Origin of the sequence: Herbidospora cretacea, from assembly GCF_001570605.1 — a bacterium.
GTDB lineage: Bacteria > Actinomycetota > Actinomycetes > Streptosporangiales > Streptosporangiaceae > Herbidospora > Herbidospora cretacea.
Genome location: NZ_BBXG01000013.1, coordinates 54,058 through 78,204, shown reverse-complemented (window position 1 = coordinate 78,204; position 24,147 = coordinate 54,058). Strand labels below are relative to the sequence as shown.

At 72.2% G+C, this 24,147-nt stretch carries 26 protein-coding genes; 14 read left to right on the top strand and 12 right to left on the bottom strand.

Features of this window, described 5'->3' with window-relative positions:
* Nucleotides 1-34 precede the first annotated feature (34 nt).
* The 4 genes from AW270_RS24435 to AW270_RS24420 all read left to right on the top strand — a co-directional run bounded on the left by AW270_RS24435 (nt 35) and on the right by AW270_RS24420 (nt 1,888).
* Nucleotides 35-601, top strand: coding sequence for a hypothetical protein (locus AW270_RS24435; protein WP_061297785.1), 567 nt, complete (start codon nt 35-37; stop codon nt 599-601).
* Nucleotides 601-1,170 (top strand): hypothetical protein, encoded by a 570-nt coding sequence (locus AW270_RS24430; RefSeq protein WP_061297783.1) that lies wholly within the window; start codon nt 601-603, stop codon nt 1,168-1,170. The genes AW270_RS24435 and AW270_RS24430 overlap by 1 nt, the downstream gene beginning before the upstream one ends.
* Nucleotides 1,171-1,175: 5 nt before the next feature.
* On the top strand, nt 1,176-1,367 hold the full coding sequence (locus tag AW270_RS24425; RefSeq protein WP_030450147.1) for a hypothetical protein: 192 nt from the start codon (nt 1,176-1,178) through the stop codon (nt 1,365-1,367).
* Between the two features lie 245 nt (nt 1,368-1,612).
* A complete protein-coding gene (locus tag AW270_RS24420; RefSeq protein ID WP_061297779.1) occupies nt 1,613-1,888 on the top strand; it encodes a hypothetical protein in 276 nt (91 codons plus the stop codon).
* Here the strand turns inward: AW270_RS24420 and AW270_RS24415 are convergent.
* Both AW270_RS24415 and AW270_RS24410 read right to left on the bottom strand, forming a co-directional pair.
* A complete protein-coding gene (locus AW270_RS24415; RefSeq protein ID WP_082801803.1) occupies nt 1,860-2,840 on the bottom strand; it encodes a ThiF family adenylyltransferase in 981 nt (326 codons plus the stop codon). The genes AW270_RS24420 and AW270_RS24415 overlap by 29 nt on opposite strands.
* A gap of 1 nt (nt 2,841) precedes the next feature.
* Complete coding sequence (locus tag AW270_RS24410; protein ID WP_061297777.1) at nt 2,842-3,552, bottom strand: hypothetical protein; 711 nt, start codon at nt 3,550-3,552, stop codon at nt 2,842-2,844.
* Between the two features lie 259 nt (nt 3,553-3,811).
* Here AW270_RS24410 and AW270_RS24405 point away from each other — a divergent pair, with 259 nt between their 5' ends.
* The 3 genes from AW270_RS24405 to AW270_RS24395 are packed head-to-tail and all read left to right on the top strand — an operon-like array spanning nt 3,812 to nt 5,425.
* Nucleotides 3,812-4,738, top strand: a complete 927-nt coding sequence (locus AW270_RS24405; protein ID WP_061297775.1) for an N-6 DNA methylase — start codon at nt 3,812-3,814, stop codon at nt 4,736-4,738.
* Nucleotides 4,739-4,760: 22 nt separating this feature from the next.
* A complete protein-coding gene (locus AW270_RS24400) occupies nt 4,761-5,042 on the top strand; it encodes an ArsR/SmtB family transcription factor (protein ID WP_174549889.1) in 282 nt (93 codons plus the stop codon).
* On the top strand, nt 5,039-5,425 hold the full coding sequence (locus tag AW270_RS24395) for a VOC family protein (RefSeq protein ID WP_061297773.1): 387 nt from the start codon (nt 5,039-5,041) through the stop codon (nt 5,423-5,425). The genes AW270_RS24400 and AW270_RS24395 overlap by 4 nt, the downstream gene beginning before the upstream one ends.
* Here AW270_RS24395 and AW270_RS24390 read toward each other — a convergent pair.
* Nucleotides 5,400-7,178 (bottom strand): ABC transporter ATP-binding protein, encoded by a 1,779-nt coding sequence (locus AW270_RS24390; RefSeq protein WP_245674837.1) that lies wholly within the window; start codon nt 7,176-7,178, stop codon nt 5,400-5,402. The genes AW270_RS24395 and AW270_RS24390 overlap by 26 nt on opposite strands.
* Nucleotides 7,179-7,403: 225 nt before the next feature.
* Between AW270_RS24390 and AW270_RS24385 the strand changes: the two genes are divergently transcribed.
* The 3 genes from AW270_RS24385 to AW270_RS24375 all read left to right on the top strand — a co-directional run bounded on the left by AW270_RS24385 (nt 7,404) and on the right by AW270_RS24375 (nt 9,596).
* Nucleotides 7,404-7,745: a hypothetical protein gene (locus AW270_RS24385; RefSeq protein ID WP_061297767.1), complete on the top strand. Its 342-nt coding sequence runs from the start codon at nt 7,404-7,406 to the stop codon at nt 7,743-7,745.
* Nucleotides 7,746-7,902: 157 nt separating this feature from the next.
* Complete coding sequence (pnuC, locus tag AW270_RS24380; protein WP_061297765.1) at nt 7,903-8,517, top strand: nicotinamide riboside transporter PnuC; 615 nt, start codon at nt 7,903-7,905, stop codon at nt 8,515-8,517.
* On the top strand, nt 8,514-9,596 hold the full coding sequence (locus tag AW270_RS24375; protein WP_061297763.1) for an AAA family ATPase: 1,083 nt from the start codon (nt 8,514-8,516) through the stop codon (nt 9,594-9,596). Before pnuC ends, AW270_RS24375 begins: the two co-directional genes overlap by 4 nt.
* Here the strand turns inward: AW270_RS24375 and AW270_RS24370 are convergent.
* The 4 genes from AW270_RS24370 to AW270_RS24355 are packed head-to-tail and all read right to left on the bottom strand — an operon-like array spanning nt 9,583 to nt 12,867.
* The gene (locus AW270_RS24370; RefSeq protein ID WP_061297761.1) at nt 9,583-10,260 is read right to left on the bottom strand and encodes a GNAT family N-acetyltransferase; all 678 of its coding nucleotides are present in this window, start codon (nt 10,258-10,260) and stop codon (nt 9,583-9,585) included. The genes AW270_RS24375 and AW270_RS24370 overlap by 14 nt on opposite strands.
* The gene (locus tag AW270_RS24365; protein ID WP_061297759.1) at nt 10,261-11,229 is read right to left on the bottom strand and encodes an ABC transporter substrate-binding protein; all 969 of its coding nucleotides are present in this window, start codon (nt 11,227-11,229) and stop codon (nt 10,261-10,263) included. It abuts the gene before it with no gap.
* Between the two features lie 34 nt (nt 11,230-11,263).
* Nucleotides 11,264-12,016, bottom strand: coding sequence for an amino acid ABC transporter ATP-binding protein (locus tag AW270_RS24360; RefSeq protein WP_061297756.1), 753 nt, complete (start codon nt 12,014-12,016; stop codon nt 11,264-11,266).
* On the bottom strand, nt 12,013-12,867 hold the full coding sequence (locus tag AW270_RS24355) for an amino acid ABC transporter permease (protein ID WP_061297753.1): 855 nt from the start codon (nt 12,865-12,867) through the stop codon (nt 12,013-12,015). The genes AW270_RS24360 and AW270_RS24355 overlap by 4 nt, the downstream gene beginning before the upstream one ends.
* Nucleotides 12,868-12,972: 105 nt before the next feature.
* Between AW270_RS24355 and AW270_RS24350 the strand changes: the two genes are divergently transcribed.
* Nucleotides 12,973-13,815 carry an LLM class oxidoreductase gene (locus AW270_RS24350; protein ID WP_061297752.1) on the top strand — a complete coding sequence of 281 codons (843 nt, stop codon included), beginning with the start codon at nt 12,973-12,975 and terminating at the stop codon, nt 13,813-13,815.
* 4 nt (nt 13,816-13,819) lie between these two features.
* Here AW270_RS24350 and AW270_RS24345 read toward each other — a convergent pair whose 3' ends face one another.
* Together AW270_RS24345 and AW270_RS24340 are read right to left on the bottom strand one after the other, a co-directional pair.
* Nucleotides 13,820-14,182 (bottom strand): hypothetical protein, encoded by a 363-nt coding sequence (locus tag AW270_RS24345; RefSeq protein WP_061297750.1) that lies wholly within the window; start codon nt 14,180-14,182, stop codon nt 13,820-13,822.
* A gap of 1 nt (nt 14,183) precedes the next feature.
* Complete coding sequence (locus tag AW270_RS24340; protein WP_061297748.1) at nt 14,184-14,678, bottom strand: beta-class carbonic anhydrase; 495 nt, start codon at nt 14,676-14,678, stop codon at nt 14,184-14,186.
* A 176-nt stretch (nt 14,679-14,854) separates the two neighbouring features.
* On the opposite strand from AW270_RS24340, the gene AW270_RS24335 reads away from it, so the two are divergent.
* Nucleotides 14,855-17,554, top strand: a complete 2,700-nt coding sequence (locus AW270_RS24335) for an alpha/beta hydrolase (protein WP_061297746.1) — start codon at nt 14,855-14,857, stop codon at nt 17,552-17,554.
* Here the strand turns inward: AW270_RS24335 and AW270_RS24330 are convergent.
* Nucleotides 17,515-18,201 carry a GNAT family N-acetyltransferase gene (locus AW270_RS24330; RefSeq protein ID WP_061297745.1) on the bottom strand — a complete coding sequence of 229 codons (687 nt, stop codon included), beginning with the start codon at nt 18,199-18,201 and terminating at the stop codon, nt 17,515-17,517. The genes AW270_RS24335 and AW270_RS24330 overlap by 40 nt on opposite strands.
* 17 nt (nt 18,202-18,218) lie before the next feature.
* Between AW270_RS24330 and AW270_RS24325 the strand changes: the two genes are divergently transcribed.
* On the top strand, nt 18,219-18,836 hold the full coding sequence (locus AW270_RS24325) for a DNA-3-methyladenine glycosylase family protein (RefSeq protein WP_061297743.1): 618 nt from the start codon (nt 18,219-18,221) through the stop codon (nt 18,834-18,836).
* Here AW270_RS24325 and AW270_RS24320 read toward each other — a convergent pair.
* Entirely contained in the window at nt 18,824-19,360 is a 537-nt protein-coding gene (locus AW270_RS24320; RefSeq protein WP_061297741.1) for a GNAT family N-acetyltransferase, read from the bottom strand. The genes AW270_RS24325 and AW270_RS24320 overlap by 13 nt on opposite strands.
* A gap of 112 nt (nt 19,361-19,472) precedes the next feature.
* On the opposite strand from AW270_RS24320, the gene AW270_RS24315 reads away from it, so the two are divergent.
* Nucleotides 19,473-20,042, top strand: a complete 570-nt coding sequence (locus tag AW270_RS24315) for a 1,2-dihydroxy-3-keto-5-methylthiopentene dioxygenase (protein ID WP_061297739.1) — start codon at nt 19,473-19,475, stop codon at nt 20,040-20,042.
* Here AW270_RS24315 and AW270_RS24310 read toward each other — a convergent pair.
* Complete coding sequence (locus tag AW270_RS24310; protein WP_061297736.1) at nt 20,021-24,145, bottom strand: AAA family ATPase; 4,125 nt, start codon at nt 24,143-24,145, stop codon at nt 20,021-20,023. The two genes, AW270_RS24315 and AW270_RS24310, sit on opposite strands and share 22 nt — an antisense overlap.
* Nucleotides 24,146-24,147 lie beyond the last annotated feature (2 nt).

Below are 24,147 nucleotides of genomic sequence, written 5' to 3'. Positions count from 1 at the left end.
CTGTCGAACACCAAACAGACAGCCGGAGGCAGACATGAGCGCCATCGCATGGGTGGTCGTGGTCGTAGCCGTCGTCGTGGCGCTGGGAGCCATCGGGTACGTCGTGGCGGGCCAGAGCCGGCGGCGCCACCTGCAGGAACGATTCGGCCCCGAGTACGACCGCGTCGTCCAGGAGACCGACTCCCGCAGGGACGCCGAGCAGCAGCTGCTGGACCGTGAGGCCCGGTATGCCGACCTTGACATCCGTCCCCTCGACGGTGAGGCCCGGGACATGTACGCGAAGAAGTGGCGGGAGGTGCAGGAGCGGTTCGTCGACGCGCCGAGTTTCGCCGTCACCGAGGCGGACGCCCTGGTCACCGCCGTCATGGCCGACCGCGGCTACCCGACGGAGCAGTTCGAGGAGCGGGTGAACGTCCTGTCGGTCGGGCACGCCGGGACCCTCGACCGCTACCGCGAGGCCCACGACATCAGCGGCCGGGCCGCCCGCCAGGAGGCCACGACGGAGGACCTCCGCCAGGCCATGGTCCACTACCGCGCCCTCTTCGACGAGCTTCTCGACGACGTGCACGCCCACACTCCCCGCAAGGAGGCCGATCACTGATGATCACGAACAACCCCTACGACCGTAACAACGCGGCCGAGCTCGACAGGGACGACGTCCTGGCCGACGAGCGGCGTCACGACGACAAGCTGGTCGCCTCCGACAGCGTCCCGGAGCCCCGGACCGCCGACGGCGCCTGGACCGACCGGGACGACCGGGCCGACCGGGACCACCGGGACGACGACCTGAACGCCGAGACCGCCCCGGTGGGCGTGGCCGGCAGCGCGGCCGTCACCTCGCAGGAGGCCGCCGACGAGGCGCACCGTGACCCGGCCCTCGCCGACCCCGACGCCGAGTCGGTCGCCGTGGCCGAGACCTCCACCGAGACCGGCACCGTCGACGACATCGACTTCGACGACCGCTGGCGGGACATCAAGGCCGCCTTCGTCGACGACCCGCGTGAGTCGGTCGAGAAGGCCGACGCGCTGATCGACGAGGCTCTCAGCGCGCTGACCAGCACCCGTCAGTCGCTCGTCGACCAGTGGAAGAACTCCGGCACCAACGACACCGAGCAGCTCCGGCTCGCCCTCCGTGAATACCGCAACCTGTTCGACCGGCTGAAGGGATAACTCACATGCTGGCCATCGCCGCGGCGGTCGTCTTCGGGATCGCCTTCCTTCTCGACCTCCTCAACGCCGACATCGGCATCGGCCTGACCGCGCTCATCGCGCTCGGCCTCTGCCTGCTGGCGCTCCACCAGGCCGGCATCGGCACCGCGAGCGTCGGCAACGGCGGCTCCTGGCGCCGTGGCCGGGTCCGCAGGTAGACCCGCGAAAGAACACCGCCGCGCGGCCGCTCAGGCGCCGCGCGGCTTTCTTTTCTCTTTACGGCTTCGCGAATAACAAGACCATCACTCCGCCGGGGCAGGCGTCCCCGCGATGGAACGCTTTCCCGCATGCGTGGCTATGCGGTCATCGACGTGGAGACCACGGGCCTCCGCCCGTCATGGAACGACCGGGTGGTGGAAACAGGCGTCGTCCACGTCACCCCTGATGGCGACATCTCCGGAGAATGACCGAGGCGCGGGAGCGGTTCCGGCTGCGGCCGGGTGACCTGGTGGTCTTCACCGGGGAGATGGACGAGGGCCGCGACTACTGGGAGGGCCGGGCCGGGGAGGCGGCGGTCGTCCCCCACGGGAACGTCACCAAGAAGGTCCGGCTGCTGATCGCGGCCGATCCGGACAGCCTCTCGGGGAAGGCGGTCAAGGCCCGCGCCTACGGTATCCCGATCGTGACCCCGCGGGCGTTCGAGCGGTTGATCACCCGTGCAGACGCGTCTCCTCCGTGACGAGGGTGGCCGGGTCGAGGTGGTAGCGGCCGGAGGCGACCGGTTCGCCGAGGAGGAGGCGGCGGGCGGTGTCGGCCAGGGCGCCCGCGCCCATCGTCACGTCTGAGGCGAGCTGGGGCCAGCTGGCGAGCGTGCGGCCGATCTCGGGGAGGGACGCCCGCATCCTGGGGCTCAGGGAGTCGAACAGGGCCAGCACGAACTCGATCTTGTCCTGTGGGGCCAGATCGGCCAGGTCCCCGGCGCTGACCGGGCCGAGGAGGCCGTGGAAGATCGGGCGGTCGGGTTCGAGGTCGAAGCGTTCGACGTCGAGCATGCCCCGGTCGCTGGTGCTCATCAGGACCGGGATGCGGTGGGCGCGGGCGCGTTCCCGGACGGCGACCTTGGCGAACAGGTCGTCGCACTCCTCGACGACCAGGTCCAGCGGGCCGCCGCCGAGGAGGAACTCGTCGACGTTGCCGGGGTGGACGCCGTCGCGGAAGAGCTCGATGTCCAGGTAGGGGTCGAGCTCGTACATCTGGCGGGCCGACACGACGGTCTTCTCCAGGCCCAGGTCGGGGAGGCCGGCTCGGATGCGGTTGAGGTTGGTCAGGTCGAGCCGGTCGAAGTCGGCGATCCGGTACGACCCTCCGACGCCCTCCATCGCCAGGGTGACGGCGGTGCCGTTCCCGACCGACAGGCCCACCACGCCGACGCGCATGCCGCCGAGCCGCCGCTGCTCGGCCACCGTGATCTTGTTGCGGTTGCGGTCGGTGCGCAGCCGCCGGAACTCCTCGGCGGGGTGGGTGCGGACCAGCACCCCCGACCACGGGTACCAGACGTGGACGCCGTAACCGGGCTCGGCGTCGTCGAGGGTGTCGAGCGAGCGGCGTACGGAGCCGGATTCGAGCAGTTCCTTCACGGCACGCGGGTCGTCGAGGAGGAGAGGACGCCACTCGTCCTGGTGAGAATCCATGTCACACCGCCGTGTAGAGGTCGTCGCGGAGGATGCCGACGGTCTCCCGGACCACGCCGAGCACCTGGGCGGCGGTCGCGTAGCTGAGGAAGACCCGCTCGGGACGGTCGCGGGGCGGGAAGAAGCCGTCGACGCAGAGCACCGTCGTGGCCGTGCCGTAGGCGGAGCCGGTGCCGGGGCGCAGGGCGACGTCCTGGAAGGCGACCCAGGTGTCCCAGTCGGCGTCGAACAGGTCGAGCGCCGCTCCCCTGATCAGCCGGGCCAGCATGAACGACAGTCCCGACCCGCGCAGGCGCGGGTGCACCCACAGGCCGCCGACGTGCCCGACCCGGCCCGACAGGACGGGCACCGACTCGGGGACGGCGAGCGCCGCGTCCATGCCGGGCGGGACCGGGTCGAACCACAGGCCGAGCGAGGCGATCAGCGCGGTGAGGTCGCCGGTGCGGAAGAGGCGGCCCGCGCCGCAGGCGACGTCCTCGCCGGTGGCGTCGCGGACCTGGAGGTGGAAGGCCGAGCCGGGGTCGACGCGGCTGCGGGCCGGGTCGAAGGTGGGGTTGACGCCGTCGGGCCCCATGGCGGCCAGGACGGTGCCGGCCCAGGTGCGCAGGTCGTGGTCGAGTGACAGGTGCAGTCCGCGGCGGCCGGTCCATTCGGCGCACGCCGCCGCGAGTTCGCGGACCTCGGGTCTATGGAAAAGCTCGGGTAAGTCCACTTCTGTCCCCCTCATGGGCAGAAGGCTCGCCTGTCTCGCGGGGGCCGGTCGATAGCGCCGGCGCAACACTTCGGTGGCACGGTCCACACCGGAAAACCCGTCGCCGCCGGCGACGAGGCTGTGGCACCATTCTCGGCATGTTCACGACGTTCTTCCGAGTCGGCTAGCGCTCCGCCAGCCACTCCGAGGCCCCGCCCGCGGCTGGCGACGCGGGAACCGTCATCCGACCGTTCCCGGGCGCTGACCCGGAGGAACCGTCATGCCCTCTGCGCGTTCCGCAGAGTTCCTCGTCCGTACCGTCACCGGCTTGGAGCGGCTGACCGCCGCCGAGCTCACCGAGGCCGGTCACCGCGTCGTCGACGTCACGAAACGGCAGCTCGTCGTCGAGGCCGCCGGGCCCGTCGAGACCCGCCTGGCCGACGACCAGTTCACGATCAGGGCCTCGGTGCCCGACCCCGGCCACACCCGGACCGCGCTCGGCCGGGCCGTCGCCGAACTGACCAGGCACCTGGCCCCCGAACCGCGGCTCAGCGTCACCGCCTCGTTCACCGGCGCGCGGAACTTCAGCCGCTACGACATCGAGGACGCCGTCGGCGCGCGCCTCGGCGCCCCCTATTTCTCCCGCCGCCACGGCACTCCCCCGCCGCCCGGCACCACCGACGTCCGGGTGGCCCTCGACGGGAAGGTCATGTGGCTGGGCGTACGCCCGCACGCCGTCCCCCTGCACCGCCGCGCCTGGCGCAGGGCCACCGTGGTCGGCAGCCTGCATCCGCCGGTCGCCGCCGCGATGGCCCGGCTGGCCGACCTCCGGCCGGGTCACGTGGTCCTCGACCCGTGCTGCGGGGCCGGCACGCTGCTCATCGAGGCCAGGCTGCGGGAACCGGGCGCGAGCTACCACGGCCGGGACGTCGACCCGAAGGCGATCGAGGCCGCCCGGCTCAACGAGCCGGCCATCGACTGGCGTACCGAGGAGAGGAACCCCGACCGGATCCTGGCCAACCCTCCGTGGGGTGTCCGGCTCCCGGCCACCGCGCGCTTCTCCCGGGGCTGGCCCGAAGCCGAGCGGCTGGTCGCCGTCCTGGGCGAAGGTCAGCGCCTCGACCGCCGGTGGAGAACGGTAGAGGAACATCCGCTGACCGTCGCCGGAAGGCACGTGCGGATGATTGTCGCCTTGATAGGCAAGTGACGACTTGCCTATACTCGGCCGCGTGGGTGACATCTACAGAGCCCTCGCCGACCCCACCCGCAGGAAGATCCTCGACGCCCTGACCGAACGCGACGGTCAGACGCTGTTCGAGATCTGCTCCCGCCTGGCCGCCAAGCACCAGCTCGCCTCGTCGAGACAGGCCGTCTCGCAGCACCTCGACGTGCTGGAGGCGGCCGGTCTCGTCCAGACGCGGCGGGAGGGCCGGTACAAATTCCATTTCATCGATCCCGAGCCGCTGCGGCAGATCGCCGCGCGGTGGATTCCACCGGAGGAACCGGCATGAAGATCACCATGATGAGCGTCATGGTCGACGACCAGGACAGGGCGCTGGCCTTCTACACCGACGTCCTCGGCTTCGTGAAGAAGCACGAGATCCCGATGGGCGAGTTCAAGTGGCTCACCGTCGTCTCGCCCGAGCAGCCCGATGGGCCCGAGCTCGTGATCGAGCCCGACGCCCACCCGGCCGCCAAGCCGTGGAAGTCGGCCCTGCTCGCCGACGGCATCCCGATCGTCGTGTTCGGGGTCGACGACGTCTACAAGGAGTCGGAGCGGCTGAAGGGCCTCGGCGTGAGGTTCACCCAGGACCCGGCGGACATGGGGCCGGTCTCGACCGCCGTGTTCGACGACACCTTCGGCAACCTCATCCAGATCCACTCGCCGAACTGACCGTCTCCGCCTCCTCCTCGACGAGGAACCCGCCCGACTGGTGGTGCCAGAGCCGCGAGTAGGGCCCCCGCGCCTCCAGCAGCTCCGCGTGGGAGCCCTGCTCGGCGATCTCGCCCCGGTCGAGCACGACCAGGCGGTCCATCCGCACGACCGTGCTCAGCCGGTGGGCCACCACCAGCGCGGTCCGGTCGCGCATGAGCCGCCACAGCGCCTCCTGCACGAGGATCTCGCTCTCGGAGTCGAGGGCGCTGGTGGCCTCGTCGAGCAGCAGGATCGGCGCGTCGCGCAGGATCGCCCGCGCCAGCGCGACCCGCTGACGCTGGCCGCCCGACAGCTTCACGCCGCGCTCGCCGACCAGGGTGTCGAACCCCATCGGCAGGCCCTCCACGAACTCGGTCACGTGGGCGGCGCGAGCCGCCTCCATGACCTCGGCCTCGGTCGCGCCGGGCCGGGCGAAGGCGATGTTCTCCCGCAGGGTGCGGTGGAACATCGCCGGTTCCTGCGGCACGTACGCGATCAGGCCGCGCAGGTCCGCCTGCCTCATCCGGCTGATGTCCTGGCCGTCGACCAGGATGCGGCCGCCCTGGATGTCCATCAGCCGCAGCAGCAGCCGGGTCAGCGTGGTCTTGCCGCCGCCCGACCGTCCGACCAGGCCGATCTTGGTCCCGGCCGGCACGTCGAGGTCGAGCCCGTCGAACAGCGGCGGGTTGCCCTCGTGGGCGAAGACCACCCGCTCGAACCGCACCGAACCCTGCACCGCGCCCTGGACAGTGCCCTGGACGGTGCGGAGCGGCTGCGCGTCGGGCCGGTCGACCACCTTCGGCGGGTCGAGCAGCAGCTCGGTGAACTGCCCCGCCTCGGTGAGCACGCTCTCCATCCGGCGGTAGACCTGGTTGAACTCGAACATGATGCCGGTGGCGTGCGAGTAGTAGGTGAACGTCACCATGAGCGCCTCGATCCCGAGACCGCCGCGCAGCACCACGGCCAGGAGCACCCCGACCGTGCTGGTGATGACCGACATCGGCGCGACGACCGTGTCGACGCGCAGGTTGCCGTAGTCCCACGAGCGGAGCTGGGCCCGGCGCACCTCGGCCAGCCGCACGCGCGTCTCGGCCGCCTCCCGGTCCTCCGCCGCGAAGGCGCGGACCGTGTCCATGTTGGACAGCACGTCGGCGACGTGCCCCGACATGCGCACGCTGGCCGCCTCGCGCAGGTTGACCAGCCGCTGCCGCCGCACGATCAGCGGCGAGACCACGAAGCCGGTCACCACGATCAGCCCGAGCAGCACCACCACCAGGATCGGGTGGTACCGCCAGAGCACGACCGACGCGAAGATCAGCGGCAGCAGCTTGGCCATGATCCCGAAGATCAGGGTGTCGACGAACTGCTCGAACGAGCGGGAGAAGCCCAGCACCCGCTTGGTGAGCGATCCGGCGAAGTTGTCATGGAAGAACGCGGCGTCCTTGGCCAGCAGTTCGTCCATGCCGATGACGCCCAGATCCTCCATGCCGCGCGCGTCGATGCGGTTGAGGAAGTGGAGGCCGCCCCGCCAGACGATCTCGCCGAGCAGCAGGATCGCGCCGAACCCGATGACGTAGGGGATCAGGGCGTCGATCTCGCTCTCCCCGGCGGCAAGGCGGCCGACCAGGGAGGCCACGAGGAGCGGGGCCAGGTAGAAGAGACAGATGTTGCCCAGCGCCGGAAGGAGCAGGGCGGGTGTGGCCACGGGCCACTTGAGGCGCAGCTGCGTCACGTAGTAGCGGAGAACGAGCCGTACTGCCGATTTTCGCGGTCCCGGTATGTCACCTGATTCCGACATGAAGTGAATCCCCCAATTCGCTGTCCGCAGCCATGGTGTCGCAGCACGTGAAGGCGAGGCCAACGGTTTTCGCCGTGTCGATCTTGGACACGGAGCGTCACCGGCTGGATACTCGACGCGCTCCCCCCGGAACCCTCTTCGAACACCACAGGAGTATCGATGCGCTTTCTGAGCATCTCCCTCGCCGTCCTCGCGGCGGGAGCCTGCCTGACCATGTCGGCGCCGGCCGGAGCCACGTCCACGCCGGTCGTCCCGCAGGCGGTCGACGGCTACCAGGTCGTCACGCTGCCCAACGCCAACGTGCCGAACTTCCAGCGCCGCACCGTGTTCTGCCCCGCGGGCAAGCGCGTGATCGGCGGCGGCGCCGAGGCGCAGGGCCCGAACGCGGTCCTGGTCGGCTCGTTCCCCACTGACGGCGGCAACGGCTGGATCGGCCTCGGCCGCCAGATCGGCACCTCCACCGTCGGCATCAGCGTGTTCGCCATCTGCGCGAACGCCTGACCCGGACGCCGCGGCCCCGCTCCGGGGCCGCGGCTTTCCCCGGACCTGGCCTGACAACGGACCGGGCCTGACAACGGACCGGGCCTGACAACGGACCGGGCCTGACAACGGACGGGGCTTAATAACACGCGGGCCGAAATGGTAGCGTTCGGGCGCTATGACCGATCTGCTCGGACCGTTACTCGACTCCGCGTTCACCCTCGGCGGGGTGCCCACGAGCTGGGCGGAACTCCTCGGATTCGCCACCGGCCTGCTGACCGTGTGGCTGGTGGCCAGGCAGAACATCTGGAACTGGCCGATCGGGGTGGCCAACGTCGTCCTGCTCGGGCTGGTCTTCCTGACCGCCGGGCTGTACGCGGACGCGGCGCTCCAGATCGTCTACGTCGTGCTGGGCCTGTACGGCTGGTGGCAGTGGTCCTACGGCGGCGCCGGGCGGACCGTCCTGCGGGTCTCGCGGACCGGCCCCGCCGAGTGGGGCTGGCTGATCCTGGCGGGGGTGGCGGTTACCGCGCTGCTCACCGTGGCGCTGTCGAACCACACCGACTCGGCGGTGCCGTTCTGGGACGCGCTCACCACGTCGCTGTCGCTGATGGCGACCTACGGCCAGACCCGCAAGCGGGTGGAGTCGTGGTGGCTGTGGATCGCGGCGGACGTGGTCTACATCCCGCTCTACGCGTACAAGAACCTGTATCTGACCAGCGTCCTCTACGTGATGTTCCTGGCGCTGTGCGTCATGGGGCTGCGCGCCTGGCGGCGGGCGGTGGCCGCGTGAGCTTCGCCCACGGGCTCGTCATCGGGAAGTTCTATCCGCCGCACGCCGGCCACCACCACCTCATCGACACGGCGGCCGAGCGGTGCGCGCTGGTCACGGTGGTCGTGGCGGCCAACGCGGTGGAGACGATCCCGCTCGCCGACCGCGCGGCGTGGCTGCGCGAGGCCCACCCCCAGCCCAACGTGGTGATCGCGCCGGTCGTCGACGACATCGCGATCGACTACGACGACCCGGAGATCTGGGCCGCCCACGTCGAGGTCTTCCGGTTCGCCCTCACCCTGGCGCACGGCCCCGGCGTGGTCGTCGACGCGGTCTTCAGCTCCGAGGACTACGGCCCCGAACTGGCCCGCCGCTTCGACGCCGCGCACGTGGCGGTCGACCCGGCCCGCGAACGCCACCCGGTCAGCGGCACCTTGGCGCGGCAGGACCCGGTCGCGGCGTGGCCGTGGCTGAGCCCGGCGGTCCGGGCCCACCTGGCCAGGCGGGTGGTCGTCGTGGGCGCGGAGTCCACCGGCACGACCACCCTGACCCGCGCGCTGACCGCGCACTACGCCGCGCGCGGCGGCGTCTGGGCGGCCACCCGCTGGGTGCCCGAATACGGCCGCACCTACTGCGAGGAGAAGCTGGCGCTGGCCCGGCGGGCGGCGAAGGCGGCCGGTGAGCCGGAGCCGTGGATGGACGACCTCCGGTGGAGCCCCGGGGAGTTCACCGTGGTCGCCGAACGCCAGCTCGCCTGGGAGGACGCGGCGGCCCGCACGGGTTCCCCGGTGCTGTTCTGCGACACCGACCCCTTCGCCACCGCCCTCTGGCAGGAGCGCTACGCCGGGACGACCACCGAGGAGGTGTGGCGGATCGCCGACCGCGCCCGGCACGACCTGTGGATCCACACCAGCGTCGAGGGCGTGCCGTTCGAGCAGGACGGCTGGCGGGACGGCGAGCACGTGCGGCACGCCATGGACCGGCGCTTCCGCGACCTGCTGGCCGCGCGCGGGATGCCGCACCTGGTCGTCTCCGGCCCGCCCGCCGAACGGCTGGCGCGCGCGGTCGAGGCGGTGGACCGGCTGTTCAGCCGACCCTGAGCAGCGAGAACGTGGTGTGCCTGCGGAGGGTGAAGCCCAGGGACTCGTACAGCCGGATCGCGTTCACGTTGGAGGCGGCGGCGTGCATGAACGGCGTCTCCCCGCGCGCCCGGATCCCGGCCGCCACCGCGAGCACCAGCCGGGTGGCCAGGCCCTGCCCCCGGTACGACGGGTCGGTGCAGACCGCGCTGATCTCGGTCCAGCCGGGCGGGTGGAGCCGCTCCCCCGCCATCGCCACGAGCTTCCCCTCGTGGCGGAACCCCAGGTAGGTGCCCATCTCCACGGTCCGGGGCAGGAACGGGCCGGGCTCGGTGCGGGCGACGAGGTCGAGCATGTCGGGCACGTCGGCGGGGCCCAGCCGGACGGCCTCGGGGTCGGCCGCGCCGTACACGGCGGAGCCGTCGAGCTGCACGCCCGGCACGGTCTGCACCAGTTCCCAGCCCGCGGGCGGGACGGGGTCGGTGCCGGTCACCGCGACCGTGCCGTCGGGTTTGGCGAAGGCGGCGAGGTCCGGCCAGTCCTCAGGGGCCGGGTCGCCCGCGAGGGCGACGAAGACCGACACGTCCACCGGGTAGCGGCGGACCCCGCCGCGCACTTCGGCGAAGTGCGCGTGCGGGCCGGTCAGCGACGCCCAGGCGGGGTTGTCGAGGATGTGCCGTGCCATCTAGCCCTCCTGGCGGGGCAGACCGGGCGGGTTGATCTGCGACTCGGGGATGGCCTCGTTGCCCAGGCCCCAGCGGTCGAGCACCTTCTGGTAGCTGCCGTCCTTGATGACGCTGTTGAGCGCCTCGTTGAGCGGCTTGACCAGGCCGTTGTCCTTCAGGGTCATGGCCGCGATGAGGCCCTGGAGGTCGGGCCCCGCGCCGGAGGCGACCCCGACGATCTTGGTGTCCTTGCCGACGGCCACGTTGTAGGCGACGCTCGGGTTGGGGCCGAAATAGGCCTGGATACGGCCCGACTTCAGGGCGAGCAGGGCGTCGCCGTAGAGGTTGTAGTAGGAGATCTCGGCGGGCTTCAGGCCGGCGTCCTTGTTGGCCTTGTCCCAGTCGAGCAGGATCTTCTCCTGGTTGGTGCCCGACCCGACCGAGACCTTAAGACCGGCGATGTCGGCCGGTTTGGCGATGGCCGTGATGGGACTGTCAGCCGCGACCTGCCAGGCGAGCTGGTCGACGCGGTAGGTGGCGAAGTCGTAGATGTCCTTGCGCTCCTCGGTCACCGTGACGTTGTTGAAGACCGCTTCGAGCTTGCTCGACTTCGCGCCGACGAAGAGGTTCTCCCACGAGGTGATCTCGCTGGCGTACTCGAGGCCGAGCACGTCGGCGACGAGCTGCGCGAGGTCGGTCTCGACGCCGATGTAGGTGGTGTCGTCGTCGGCCAGGAACCCGAGCGGGGGCGCGCCCTCGCCGCTGTGCCCGACGAGCAGCTTGCCGTCGGCCGCGATGGCGGGCGGCACCTGCGCGGCGATGGCGTCGACCTTCTGGGCGCGGATGCGCTGCTGGTCGGGGCTGGTGTTGACACCGCCGTCGGACGAGGCGGCCGGAGGCGGGGGCGCCGCCGAGTTCTCGGGAGCGGGATCCGCGCCGCACGCGGACAGGGCGAGCAGGAGGGCTGCGGGCACGACGAAACGACGCATGAGGGGTGTCTCCTTGTGTGTGACGGGCTAGGGGTCAGAGGACGCGGCTGATGAAGGCGCGGGTGCGCTCGTGCCGGGGATGGTCGATGACCTGGCCGGGCGGTCCCTGTTCGACGACGAGGCCCTCGTCGAGGAAGACCACGGTGTCGGCGGCCTCGCGGGCGAAGCCGATCTCGTGGGTGACGACGACCATGGTGGTGCCGGATCGGGCCAGGTCGCGCATGACGTCGAGGACCTCCCCGACCAGTTCGGGGTCGAGGGCGGAGGTCGGCTCGTCGAACAGCACGACTTTCGGGTCGAGGGCCAGCGCGCGGGCGATGGCGACCCGCTGGCGCTGGCCGCCGGACAGCGTGCCCGGGTAGGCGTCGGCCTTGTCCGACAGGCCCACCCGCAGCAGCAGGCGGTCGACGGTCGCGGCGACCTCGGCCCTCGGACGGCGCTGGGCCGAGAGGGGGGCCTCGGCGACGTTCTCGCGGACGGTCAGGTGAGGGAAGAGGTTGAAGTTCTGGAAGACGAAGCCGATCTTCGTGCGCTGCCGGAGGATGTCGCGTTCCGGCAGTTCGTGCAGCACGTCGCCGGCCCGCCGGTAGCCGACGAGCTCGCCGTCGACGGCGACCGTGCCCGCGTCGACCTTCTCCAGGTGGTTGATGGTGCGCAGCAGGGTCGACTTGCCCGACCCCGACGGCCCCAGGACGACGGTGACCTCGCCCTTCCCGACCGTCAGGCTGACCCCGCGCAGGACGTGGAGGGGGCCGAAGCTCTTGTGCACCCCGTCGATCTCGATCATGCCCGGCCCCGTCCGTAGTGGCGTTCGATGTAGTGCTGGACGACGGACAGGACCGTGGTCAGCGCGAGGTACCAGACGGCGGCGACCAGGAGCAGCGCGACCACCCGGCCGTTGCGCATGTAGATGACCTGGACCTGGTAGAAGAGCTCGGGCAGGGCCATGATGTAGACCACCGAGGTGCCCTTGACCAGGCCGATGATCTCGTTGCCCGCGTTCGGCACGATGCTCCGCATGGCCTGCGGCAGGATGATCCGGAAGAACCGCCGGGTCCGCGGGATGCCGAGCGCGGCGGCGGCCTCCCGCTGACCGGGCTCGACCGCGAGCAGCCCGCCGCGCACGATCTCGGCGGCGTAGGCGGCCTGGTGCAGCGCCAGCCCGAGCGCCGCCGCCGTGACCGGCCCGATCAGGTCCATCGTGCCGACGTCGAAGAACCCCGGGCCGAACGGGATCCCGAACGACAGCCGGGGATACAGCAGCGCCAGGTTGTACCAGAACAGCAGCTGCAGGATCAGCGGCACGGCCCGGAACACCCAGACGTACCCCCAGGCGACCGACGACAGCAGCGGGTTGGGCGACAGCCGCATCACCGCGAGCACCCCGCCGAGCAGGAACCCGAAGACGCTGCCGAGCGCCGTCAGCTCCAGGGTGAGCAGCACCGCGCGGAGCACCGAGGGGGCGAACAGGTACTCCCCCACCACCTCCCACTCCCAGGCCGGGTTGGTCACGAGGGAGTTGGCCGCCATGGCGAGCAGCAGCACCACCCCCGCGGCGGCGAGCCACCGGAACGGGTGTCGGGTGGGCGCCACCTTCGGACTGGTGCCGGACCGGACGGCCGGCGCGGTCGTGGTCATCGCGGACCTGCCTTCTCACGCTGGGGATGCCCCAAGCGAACACGAGATAGCTATTTCCGTCAAGTCCTACTAGTTTAGTGGGTAATTAGCCTTCGAGGAGATCACATGACCCTGCATCTGGCCGCCGCCCTCGACGGCGCCGGGTGGCATCCCGCCGCCTGGCGTGCCGAGGGCGCGAGCCCCGACGCCCTGTTCACCGCCGCCTACTGGACCTACCTGGTCCAGGAGGCCGAACGGGGGCACCTCGACTTCGTCACGTTCGAGGACGTCATCCGCCTGCGCACCTGCCCCGAGGACGAGGTCGTCGGCCCGCTCGACGCCATGCTGGTGGCCACCGCGGTCGCGCCGCTGACGTCAAGGATCGGCCTGGTCCCCGCCTCCGGGCGGGCCGACCTCGCGGCCGGGATCGCCGCCCTCGACCGCGCCAGCGGCGGGCGGGCCGGCTGGCACGCCACCGGCGAACTGCGCCCCCGCCTGCCCGGCCGCCCCCTGGTCACCAGGCTGGCCGGTCCCGACCTGCCGGTCGACGTGGCGGCCCGCGGCTGCGACGTGGTGTTCGTGACCCCGCACGGGCGCGGCGAGGCCGCCGTCCTGGCCGAGCGGGCGCGGCGCGCGGCTCCCGGCGTGACGGTCTTCGCCGACGTCGCCGTCTTCCTGGGCGGCCCGGAGCAGAAGGGCCGCCTCGACGACCTCGACGGCGAGGTGTACGAAGGCGACGCCCACGTCTACTCGGGCTCGGCGGCCGGGCTCGCCCACCTGCTGCTCGACTGGCAGGCCGCCGGGATCGACGGCTTCCGGCTGCGCCCCGCCGTGCTCCCCCACGACCTGCGGGCGATCACCCGCCACCTGGTGCCCGCGCTGCGCGCGCGGGGGGCCTTCCGGCCGGGTCAGCCGACCGGCGACCTGCGCGCCCGCCTGACGAGGAAGAGGTTCGCGCGGGTCTCCTGACCGCTCAGACGAACTCCCGCCGGGCCGGCGGGACGGCCAGCACGGCCACCTCGGCGGCCACCCGGGAGATGCGGGCGCGGGCCTCGGCCACGGCGGTGGCCGGGGCGTCGCCGTCGACCGCCCCCGCGGCCTCCGACAGCGACAGCACCGCCTCGCGCAGCCGGGCGCGCAGCCCGTCGCAGGCCTGCCCCGACTCCGCCAGCCGGCCCTCGGCCGCGCCGAGTTCGATGGCTGCCGTCAGCACCTGGGCGAGCAGCGCCGCCGAGGCCCCGCCGCGCTCCGCCAGCAGCCGCGACCTGCGGTCACGCGCCTCCGCCAGGTCGACGGCCGCCAGCAGGCGCAGGTCGCGCGTCAGGGTCCTGGTCATCTCAGGCCTTGACCTCGCGGAGGCGGCCGGTCTCGACCTCGTACACGAACCCCCGCACCGCATCCTTGCGGGGGATGAACGGGTCGGCGAGGATGCGGCCGATCGACTGCCGCACGTCCTCCTCCACGTCGGCGAACGCCTCGGCCGGCCAGTCGGGCTTCAGGCCGGTCTCGGCGCGGATCGACTCCTTGAAGCCGTCGTCGGTGAAGGTGACCATGCCGCAGTCGGTGTGGTGGATGAGGATGATCTCGGTGGTGCCGAGAAGGCGCTGGGAGATGGCCAGCGACCGGCGCTCGTCGGCGGTCACCACTCCCCCGGCGTTGCGGATGACGTGGGCGTCGCCCTCCTTCAGGCCGAGCACTCCGTAGACGTTGAGTCGGGCGTCCATGCAGGCCAGCACGGCGACGCCGAGCGCGGGGGGCAGCGGCAGCGCGCCCTGGTCGAAGCTCGCGGCGTAGGTCTCGGCATTGGCGAGTAACCGGTCGGTGACACTCATGCCAGCCAAGTTACCCACATTCCCTACATAGTCAATGGGAAATGGCCATGGAACATCCGGGAAACATGATCAGGAAGCTGCGGTAACAAACCGCACATAACGTGCGAATCGCTCAAACCGGCTCGTACGAGTAAGGCTCCCCCTTGCGTAACACCCTTCGCGGCACGGCCGCGTTAATGTCCCTCGCCTGCCTGGCCACGTTCACCGCCGCCCCCGCCTCGGCCGCCGTCGAGGACGACTGGTCTGTGACCCGCGTGGCGGGTGGCTACAGAGTCACCCTGAACCTCGACGACAAGCTGCCGATGGACTCGAGCGCCCCCTCGCTGCTCGCCGACGGGAAGGTGCTCGGCCCGGCCACGGAGTCGGCCGACGGAAAGTCCCTCTTCCTCGTCACCGCCGACCCGGCGGTCGCCGCCGCCGGCGAGATCACCGCCGACGTGCTGGAGGAGGCCGCCCCGGCCCGCGTGAGCGCCGCCGCCGAGGTGCCCGCCCTCGCCAAGGCCGCGCTCGCCGACGACCCGTCCGAGACCGGAACGTTCCAGGTCAAAGAGGGGGTGTACGACTTCGGCGACCAGGCCGTCCCGCTGCTCAACATCGGGGGCATCCGGGGCGAGCTGACCGGGAAGATCTATCTTCCGGTCAGCCGCGAGCGCAAGCCGCTGGTCGTCTTCCTGCACGGCCGCCACGGCTCCTGCTACGGCACCGGCGCGACCAACCCCAACCGCTGGCCCTGCAAGCCGTCGCCCGACAGCACCTCGCAGCGGGCAACGATCCCCAGCTACATCGGCTACGACCTGCCGGCCCGCGCCCTGGCGAGCAACGGCTACGCCGTGGTCTCCATCTCGGCCAACGCGATCAACTCCAACGACAACCAGCTCGCCGCCGACTACGGCGCGCAGGCGCGGGGTCAGCTCATCCTCGACACGCTGACCATGCTGGAGAACGCCGACGACGGCGACCCGGTGGTCTACCACGACGCGTTCACCAAGCGCGACGTCACGCTGGCCCAGGCGCTGACGGGCGCGGTCACCCCGGCCGACCTCAAGCGGGCTTTCGACTTCCAGAACGTCGGCATCATGGGGCACTCGCGCGGCGGTGAGGGCGTGGTGGCCGCCGCCACGCTCAACGACGCGCTGCCGCTGTACAAGCAGTTCGGCATCAAGGCCGTGCTGCCGCTGGCGCCGGTCGACTACGACCGCATCTCGCTCCCGAACACCGTGACGGCCACGATCCTCCCGTACTGCGACGGCGACGTGGAGAACCTCATGGGCCAGCACATCGTGGACGACTCCCGGCACAGCTTCGACGACGACGTCCTCCGCTCGGCCGTGCTGGTCCAGGGCGCCAACCACAACTTCTTCAACACCATCTGGACGCCGGGCGGCTTCCCGGCCAGCACCGGCGACGACTGGTCGGTGGGCGGCAACGGCGCCAACGACCCGGTCTGCAACCCGGCCGCGGCCGACACCCTGCGGCTGACCGCGCCCGAACAGGAGAAGGTCGGCGCCGTCTACATGCCGGGCTTCTTCCGGCTCGTCCTCGGCGGCGAGAAGCGGTTCCTGCCGCTGTTCGACGGCTCGGCCGTGTCGGTCCCCTCGATCGCCTTCGCCGACGTGACCAGCGCGGCGACCCAGCCGGCCGGTTCCCGCAAGGACCTGGCCACCTTCGAGAAGGCCGACGCGAACGTCACCGTCTCCGGTGAGGCCGGGCTCTGCTCCAGCATGGGCGGCAACGGCGGCCTCCAGATCCCGCAGGAGCAGCCGTTCTGCGCGACCGCGACCAACCAGGCCGCGCTGCCGCACTGGTCGCCCGCGACGTGGGCGTTCAACATCCCGTCGTCGCCGATGATGCGGCTGAGGTCGGGCACGGTCAGCGTGGCCGTCCCGCAGGGAGACCTGTCCGGCTACGAGCAGCTCTCCGTCAAGGTCGCCGCCGACGAGACCGTCGCCACCTCGACCGACGTCACGATCACCGTCACCGACGGCGCCGGGAAGACGTGGTCGGCGCCCGTCTCCACGCTCAACCCCCGCGCCGTCACCCGCCTGCCGGGCGTCACCTCCCCGTGGCTGAAGAAGGTCATCCTCCAGCAGGTGAACATCCCGCTGTCGGGGATCGACACGAGCGACGTCCGCCAGGTGTCGTTCACCGGAACCGGCGTCTACCTGTCCGACCTGGCGGCCGAGAACCGGGCGGTCGGCGCCCGGGTCCCGCGTCAGCAGATCGCGGTGGACGTCGCCCCGGCCCGGGTCGACGAGGGCTCCGGCCCGGGCACGGCGTCGATCGCGGTGGCGCTGTCGGCCCCGGCCGCCCACGAGGTCACCGGCTACGTCAGCGTCTTCGGCACGACCACCGGCCGCGCCGGCATCTCGATGCGCAAGGTGACCTTCGCGCCGGGCCAGACCTGCGTGACGGTCCCGGCCGGGACCCTCGGCGACACGGTCGCGACGGGCACCGCGTCGACGTCGTTCAAGGTCTCTGTCACCAACACGGCCGGGGCGGTCATGGGCGACGGCGGCTTCGGCACCCTCACCGTCCGCGAGGACGACGGCACCGTCACCACTCCGGCCTTCGGCAAGCCCGGCGACGCGTGCGCCGAGTACGCCGCCTCGCTGAAGCCGGGGAACCTCATCGTGACGAACGCGGTGGTCGCGGGCGGCTCGAACCCGGTGAAGGCGAGCGGCTACCGGGCCGGGGAGAGCGTGGAGTTCAAGCTGGACGCCACCGTCCTCGGCCGGGCCGTCGCCGACGCCACCGGCACGGTCACCTTCACCGCCGCGATCCCGGCGGGCACCCCCGAGGGGAAGGTCACCCTGAGCGCGGTCGGCGCCGGTTCGGGCTACACCACCTCGGCGGTGTCCCGGGTCAGGGTCTCCTGAGGCCGCAGCACCCGGAAGGTCACGTTCCGGGCGACGGTGAACCCGAGTGACTCGTACAGCCGGACGGCGTTGACGTTGGCGGTGGCGGCGTGGAGGAACGGCCGCTCGCCCCGGGCGCGGATGCCCGCCACCACCGCCAGCAGCAGTCGCGACGCCAGACCCCGCCCGCGGTGGGCGGGGTCGGTGCACACGGCGCTGATCTCCGTCCACCCGGGCACCTTCAGCCGCTCCCCGGCCATCGCGATCAGCCTGCCCTCCTCGCGGAGACCCAGGTAGGCGCCCATCTCGATGGTCCGGGGGGCGAAGGGCCCCGGCTGGGTGCGGGCCACCAGATCGAGCATCTCCGGCACGTCGTCTCGCCCCAGCGTCACCACGTCGGACTCCGCCCCGGCCACGCCGGAGCCCTCCATCTGCACGCCGGGCAGCGCGAACTGCGTCTCCCATCCCTCGGCCGCCGGGCCCTCGCAGGTGGTCAGGACCTGCCCGTCGAGATCGGCCCAGTCGTCCGGCCCGAAGACGTCGGGGACCGCCGCGAACGGCGACACGTCGAGGGGATAACGCCTGGTCCGGCCGCTGACGACGGCGAGGTGGGCGTGCGGGCCGGTCAGCGCGGCCCAGACGGGGTTGGCGAGAACGTCGATTTCCACCGCTCCATAATGGCCCCATGACCAGGCTCGACGCCTACGGGCACCTGGCCGCCGACCCGGTGCTCGCGCGGCTGATCGGCGAGGTGGGCGAGCCCGACCCGTTCGCGTGGTTCAGCCCTGAGCGGTTCGGCCCGACCAACTTCTCGGGGATGGTCCTGCACATCGTCAGCCAGCAGATCTCGACGGCGGTGGCGTTCACCTTCTTCGACCGGATCAAGGCGGCGACCGGCGGTTTCCCGACGCCGGAGGGGATCCTGGCCATGGGCGCCGGCGCGCTGCGGGCCTGCGGGCTGTCCGGGGCGAAGACGACCTACCTGCTCGACCTGGCCCGTCGCCAGCTCGACGGCCTCATCGACCTGGAGGACATGGCGTCGCAGGACGACGCCGAGGTGGTCAGGACGCTGACGCAGGTGCGGGGGGTGGGCCTGTGGACGGCGCAGAACTTCCTCATCGCCCAGCTGCACCGGCCCGACGTGCTGCCGGCCGGCGACCAGGGGATCAGGCGGGCCGTCGAGCGGGCCTGGCAGCTGGAGGGGCTGCCCTCCATCGCGGAGGTGCAGGCCAGGGCACTGCCGTGGGCGCCCTACCGGACGTATGCCGCCGCCCTGTTGTGGCGGTTCTTCTACGGTGCGTGAACCAGGTCCCACTCGTGAGACAGCGCGGCGTAGGTGGTCACGTCGTGCCAGCGGCCCTGGGTCCGGAACAGCTGACGCAGAGTGGCCTCCGGGCGGAGACCGGCGTCGAGCATGATGCGCTCCATCAGCCCGTGGTCGCGGCGGCGCCAGGCCCAGACCCGGTGGATGCCGAGGCTGGTGAAGGCGTAGTCGATCAGCAGGCGGCCCGCCTGCGCGCCCCGCCCCTGGACGGGCGAGCCGGGCAGCAGCACCAGCCCGGTGATCATGGCGTTGCTGCCGTAGTCCTCCAGCAGCAGCCCGATCAGCCCGTGGACGGCGTCGTCGTCCGGTTCGGTGACGGCCAGGGTGATGCGCCGGTCGGAGCGCAGCCCCGCCAGGAAGGTGGCCCGCGCCCGGTCGTCGTCCATGCGGTCGACGCCGAGATAGCGGGTGAGCACGGCGCTCGTGTAGACCTGCGTGTAGACCTTGAGGTCGGACGGTCTCAGGCTCCTGAGGCGGACGTCGGGCCCGCGAAGATCGATCATCTGACGAGTCTTTCCAGGTCGGTACATGAGAGTGTTGTCACGATCACGGAGCGTAGCAGTGTAAGCGATCATGCTATGGCGATCACCCGGGCGGAGTGGTTCCCTGGAGGGCATGACCTACCTCACCGTCTACACCGAGGACGCCGCCCTCCTCCAGCGGACCGAAGACCAGGCCCAGATCGCCGACACGCTGTCCGGGATCGGCGTCCGCCTGCGCCGCTGGGACGTCGTCCCGGCCGGTCCCTCCGCCGACGACGTGCTGGCGGCGTACGCCGACCAGATCGCCAAGGTGAACGCCGACGAGGGCTACACGTTCGTCGACGTGGCCCAGCTCGGGCCCGACGCCGACCCCGAGGTGGTCGCCGGGGCGCGGGCGAAGTTCCTCGACGAGCACACCCATGACGACGACGAGGTCCGCTTCTTCGCCCGGGGGGCCGGGATCTTCTACCTGCACGTCGGCGGGAGGATCCACGCCGTGCTGTGCGAGGCGGGCGACCTGCTGAGCGTGCCGGCGAAGACCACCCACTGGTTCGACATGGGCACCAGCCCCGACTTCTGCGCGATCCGCTTCTTCCACGACGACGACGGCTGGATCGGCGACTTCACCGGCGACGGCATCTCGGCGCGCATCCCCGACTTCGACGCGATCGTGGCCGGACGTCAGGGACAGGCGTTCTCGTAACGCAGGGCCGGGACGTTCCGGGTCCAGTCGGTCAGGCTCGGCCCGCCGCGGGTGATGGCGCAGGCCCGCGCGACGGGGTCCCGCTGGAGCGCCGACAGCCGTGACACGTCCCACAGCGTCACGCTCTGGTCCCATCGGGGCGCGTCCTCGGACCAGCCCGCGATCGCCAGAGTCCTCCCGTCGGGCGCGAAGACGGCGGACGTCGCCTCGTCAGGCAGGGCGATCGGCCCGGCGAGCACGTGGGGCCGGTGCGGATCGGTCAGGTCGCGGACGAACAGCGCCCCCTCGCGTCCGCCCGAGACCAGCAGACGCCCGTCGGGGCTGAAGGCCAGCGTGTTGACATATCCGGAATGCCCGCTCAACGGTCCGCTGACCAGCAGCGGGCGGGCCGGGTCGGCGATGTCGAACAGGGAGATCCGGCCGTCGCCGTCGGCGGCGGCGAGGTAACGCCCGTCCGGGGAGAAGGCGGCCGGGCCGGTGACCTCGCGCAGGGTGGCCACGGGTCCCGCCTCGTCCCACAGGACGACCGCGCCGTAGGGCGGCGCGACCGCGAAGAGGCCCTGCCGGGAGAACACCAGCGGCTGGCCGAGCCCCTCGGGCACGCCGATCTCCCGGAGCACCGGGCCGGTCACGTCCCAGGCGGTGACCCCGAAGTGGCCCGTCCCGGCCAGCAGCCGTCCGTCGGGGGCGAACGTGACGAAACTCGCCACCCCGGGGTCGCGGCGCAGCGGCGCACCGAGGCGGTGCGGCCCGGAGGGGTCGGCGAGGTCCCAGACCAGCAGCTCATCGGCGCTCGCGGTCACCAGCCGGGTGCCGTCGGGCGAGAACGCCACGGCCTTGACGATCGAGGTGTGCCCGCGCAGCGGATAGGCGATGGGGTTCCTGGTCGCCGCGTTCAGCAGCAGCACGTGATCGCCCTCGCCGGCCGCGAGCAGCCGCCCGTCGGGGGAGAAGTCGACGTGGGCGGGGTTCCCGGTCTCGTCGCCGCGGACGCCCTCGGCCTGGGGACTCCGGCTGACGACCGGGTCGATCATGCGCAGGCCGAGCGCGGCGTCCACGTCCCACAGGGTGGCGGCGCCGGAGTAGGACGTCGACACCAGCGTGCGGCCGTCGGGGCTGAAGACGAGGCCGGTCGACACGGTGTCCCGGTGGGGCAGCCCGGAGCCGACGGCGACCGGCCGCGCCGGGTCGCGCAGGTCCCGGAGGGTCACCACCCCGTCGGGCCCGTCGACCGCGAGCAGCCCGCCGGACGGCGAGAAGGCCACCGAGGTCAGCAGGCCGCCCTGGCTGGTCAGCGGCTCCCCCAGCCGCTTGGGCCTGGCCAGGTCGGCGACGTCCCACAGCGTCACCTCCTGGTCCGACCAGTCGACGGCGATCCGGTCGCCGGAGTAGGCCACCGACTGGGGCGCGCCGCCCTTCTTGCTCGTCACGGGGTGGAAGCGGCCGGTCCGCAGGTCCCACACGACGACGGTGCCGTCGTTGTAGACCGCCGCGAAGCGTTCGCCGTCCCAGCGGTAGGCCCCGGACACGAGGCGGGGGTCGCCGGGCACGGCCAGGCGATCGCCCTTCTGCCGCGGGTGGGCCGGGTCGGTGACGTCCCAGAAGGTCAGGCCGTCGCCGCCGACGGCCAGGGTGGCGCCGACCGGCGCGAAGGCGGCGACGTTGGGCAGGTCGTCCCGGCTGATGGGGGCGGGGAAGGGCCGGGGACTGCGGGGATCGGCGAGGTCCCACAGGACGACGGTCCGGTCGACCGAGCTCGTGGCGGCGAGCTTGCCGGCCGGGTCGACGTCGACGCTGATCGTGGCGTTGGCATGCCCGCCCGGCCGCCGGGCCAGCAGGCGCGGATCGAGGGGGTCGGCGATGTCCCAGACCTGGATCCCGCCCAGATCGTCGAAGTTCATCACCCCGCCGAGGCCGACGACCAGGAGCCGGCCGTCGGGCGAGATGTCCACCGCGGCGGCTCCGCCCTCGTTCCTGAGCTCGCCGAGGAACGGCCCGGCGAGGGTGGACACCAGGTCGGCGCGGGTCTCGGGCCCCGGGCTGAGCCGGTAGGCGCCCAGCCCCAGGTTCAGCGCGCCGCCCGGGTCGCTGCCGCGCACCGTCCCGGCCTGGGTGGTCAGCGCGCGGGCGGTGGCCACCCGTTCGCCGGTCGCCGCGCGGGCCGCCAGGCGGTCGGCCTGCCGCGCCGAGGTGATCGCCCATCCGGCCGCCGTCACCGCCCCCACGAGCAGCAGCACCAAAACGGCGGCCACGCTCCGCCGGATCCGGGAGCCCCGGGTGGCCTCGCGGGTGGCGGTGCGCAGGTAGGCGTCGGCGGGGGCGGGCAGGTGCCAGGTGGTGGCGGCGCGCTGGACCACCGTGAGGCGGGCGCCCCGGTAGAGGAACGAGGGATCGCGCCCGTGGTCGTCCCAGTCGTGGGCGTCGTCGAGGAACTGGCTGCGTAACCGGTGCCCGGCCAGGTCCTCCTCCAGCCAGCCGCGCAGCCGGGGCCAGGTGGTCAGGAGCGCGTCGTGGGAGATCTGGACCCCGTCGCCGACCGTGATCAGGCGGCGGCGGGCGAACGCCTCGGCCACCGCCCCGGCCACCGCGTCGGCCGGGGCGTCGATCGTCCTCCTGACCAGCCTGATCTCGTCGTCGACGCCGGTCAGGTCGGTGAACAGGACCCGGGCGGCGGTCTGCTGGTCGGGGGTGAGCTCGGCGTAGGCCGCCTCGGCCGCCGTCTCGACGGCCTTGGCCACTCCCCCGCTGAGGGCGTATCCCCTGGCGGTCAGGCGGTTGCCGTCGCGGTGCTCCCAGGTGGTCAGCATCGCCTGGGACAGCAGCGGCAGCGCGCCGGGGCCGGAGAGCTCGGCGAGGATCGTGTCGGTCAGGCCGGGCTCGATCTCCAGCCCGGCCGCGTCGGCCGGGCCGGTGATCGCCCGGCGCAGTTCGCCCGGCTCCATCGGGCCCACCACGAACTGGCGGTCGCGCAGCGCCCCGACCAGGGCGGGATGGGCGGCGCAGCGGTCGATGAAGTCGCCCCGGACGACGACGACCACGGTCGCGGTCATCGCGGCCAGCGCCGTGACGAACGCCTCGGCCTCACCTGTGGCGAAGATCTGCTCGAACTGGTCGACGACCAGCACCAGGTCGTCCCCGGCCGCCTGGTCGGCCAGCACCCCGGCCGACGCGGGCCGTTCGACCAGGGCGTCGAAGACCGAGACGGCGTCGACGGAGGCCATCGCGGCGAGTGTCACCGCGAGGCGCAGCAGGCCCGGCGTGATCACCCGGCAGGGGCGGCCGGGCCGCTCGCGGGCGAGCGCGGGCAGCAGCCCGGCCTGGACCAGCGACGACTTTCCCACGCCCGAGGCGCCGGTGACGACGTACAGGCCGCGTCCGTGGCGGGAGAGCAGGCCGGTCAGGTCGGCGACCAGGCGTTCACGGCCGTGGAACACCTCGGCTTGGTCCTCGGTGAAGGGCTGCAGGCCGCGATAGGGCGGGCCGGGCCAGCGGGAGTTCGGCCCCTCCTCGGCGGCGCGGCGCTCCAGGGCCGATCTGACCAGGCGCACCTCCGTCGACTGCCGGTGCAGCAGGTCGATGATGACCTGCTGGGCGGCGCCCTGCCGGTCGAGGCCGATTTGGAGGTCGTCGAGGGCCTCCCGCAGCTCGGCGCGCAGAAAGGCGAACTCCGCGAACCGGCCGCCCAGGTCGGCGAACCCGGTGGCGAGGTCGGCCCTGACGTCGTCGCCGGCCGCGTCGAGCGCGACGGTGACCGCGCCGACCTCGCGCAGCACCGAGGCGATCTCGGCCCGCAGGACGGCGGAGTCCTCACCGGTCAGCGCCTCACGCAGGGCCGCTTCGAGGGCGGGTTCGACCGCCTCCCCGGGGCGCAGGCGGTCGACGGCCGCCTTGACGAGGTCGGTGAGCACGTTGCCGCCGACGGCGGCCACCGCGCCGATCGCGGCGGCCCCCACTCCAGAGGTGATCAGCGGGGCGAGGACGCCCGCCGCGATGGCGGCGAGCAGGACGGGCGCGCTGTAGCCGCCCGCGCGCCGGGCCAGGCGGGCGACGCGGGACCGGAGCCCCGCGCGCATCGCCTCGGTCCGCGCCTCGGTCTGATCCACAA

What these genes read in the sequence shown, in the direction of transcription:
- AW270_RS24385 (WP_061297767.1), top strand. Translation starts at nt 7,404, where the DNA reads ATGCGCTTTCTGAGCATCTCCCTCGCCGTCCTCGCGGCGGGAGCCTGC.
- AW270_RS24415 (WP_082801803.1), bottom strand. Translation starts at nt 2,840, where the DNA reads ATGGATTCTCACCAGGACGAGTGGCGTCCTCTCCTCCTCGACGACCCG.
- AW270_RS24405 (WP_061297775.1), top strand. Translation starts at nt 3,812, where the DNA reads ATGCCCTCTGCGCGTTCCGCAGAGTTCCTCGTCCGTACCGTCACCGGC.
- AW270_RS24370 (WP_061297761.1), bottom strand. Translation starts at nt 10,260, where the DNA reads ATGGCACGGCACATCCTCGACAACCCCGCCTGGGCGTCGCTGACCGGC.
- AW270_RS24360 (WP_061297756.1), bottom strand. Translation starts at nt 12,016, where the DNA reads ATGATCGAGATCGACGGGGTGCACAAGAGCTTCGGCCCCCTCCACGTC.
- AW270_RS24320 (WP_061297741.1), bottom strand. Translation starts at nt 19,360, where the DNA reads ATGATCGATCTTCGCGGGCCCGACGTCCGCCTCAGGAGCCTGAGACCG.
- AW270_RS24325 (WP_061297743.1), top strand. Translation starts at nt 18,219, where the DNA reads ATGACCAGGCTCGACGCCTACGGGCACCTGGCCGCCGACCCGGTGCTC.
- AW270_RS24355 (WP_061297753.1), bottom strand. Translation starts at nt 12,867, where the DNA reads ATGACCACGACCGCGCCGGCCGTCCGGTCCGGCACCAGTCCGAAGGTG.
- AW270_RS24340 (WP_061297748.1), bottom strand. Translation starts at nt 14,678, where the DNA reads ATGAGTGTCACCGACCGGTTACTCGCCAATGCCGAGACCTACGCCGCG.
- AW270_RS24345 (WP_061297750.1), bottom strand. Translation starts at nt 14,182, where the DNA reads ATGACCAGGACCCTGACGCGCGACCTGCGCCTGCTGGCGGCCGTCGAC.
- AW270_RS24425 (WP_030450147.1), top strand. Translation starts at nt 1,176, where the DNA reads ATGCTGGCCATCGCCGCGGCGGTCGTCTTCGGGATCGCCTTCCTTCTC.
- AW270_RS24395 (WP_061297773.1), top strand. Translation starts at nt 5,039, where the DNA reads ATGAAGATCACCATGATGAGCGTCATGGTCGACGACCAGGACAGGGCG.
- AW270_RS24315 (WP_061297739.1), top strand. Translation starts at nt 19,473, where the DNA reads ATGACCTACCTCACCGTCTACACCGAGGACGCCGCCCTCCTCCAGCGG.
- pnuC (WP_061297765.1), top strand. Translation starts at nt 7,903, where the DNA reads ATGACCGATCTGCTCGGACCGTTACTCGACTCCGCGTTCACCCTCGGC.
- AW270_RS24430 (WP_061297783.1), top strand. Translation starts at nt 601, where the DNA reads ATGATCACGAACAACCCCTACGACCGTAACAACGCGGCCGAGCTCGAC.
- AW270_RS24350 (WP_061297752.1), top strand. Translation starts at nt 12,973, where the DNA reads ATGACCCTGCATCTGGCCGCCGCCCTCGACGGCGCCGGGTGGCATCCC.
- AW270_RS24365 (WP_061297759.1), bottom strand. Translation starts at nt 11,229, where the DNA reads ATGCGTCGTTTCGTCGTGCCCGCAGCCCTCCTGCTCGCCCTGTCCGCG.
- AW270_RS24435 (WP_061297785.1), top strand. Translation starts at nt 35, where the DNA reads ATGAGCGCCATCGCATGGGTGGTCGTGGTCGTAGCCGTCGTCGTGGCG.
- AW270_RS24420 (WP_061297779.1), top strand. Translation starts at nt 1,613, where the DNA reads ATGACCGAGGCGCGGGAGCGGTTCCGGCTGCGGCCGGGTGACCTGGTG.
- AW270_RS24335 (WP_061297746.1), top strand. Translation starts at nt 14,855, where the DNA reads ATGTCCCTCGCCTGCCTGGCCACGTTCACCGCCGCCCCCGCCTCGGCC.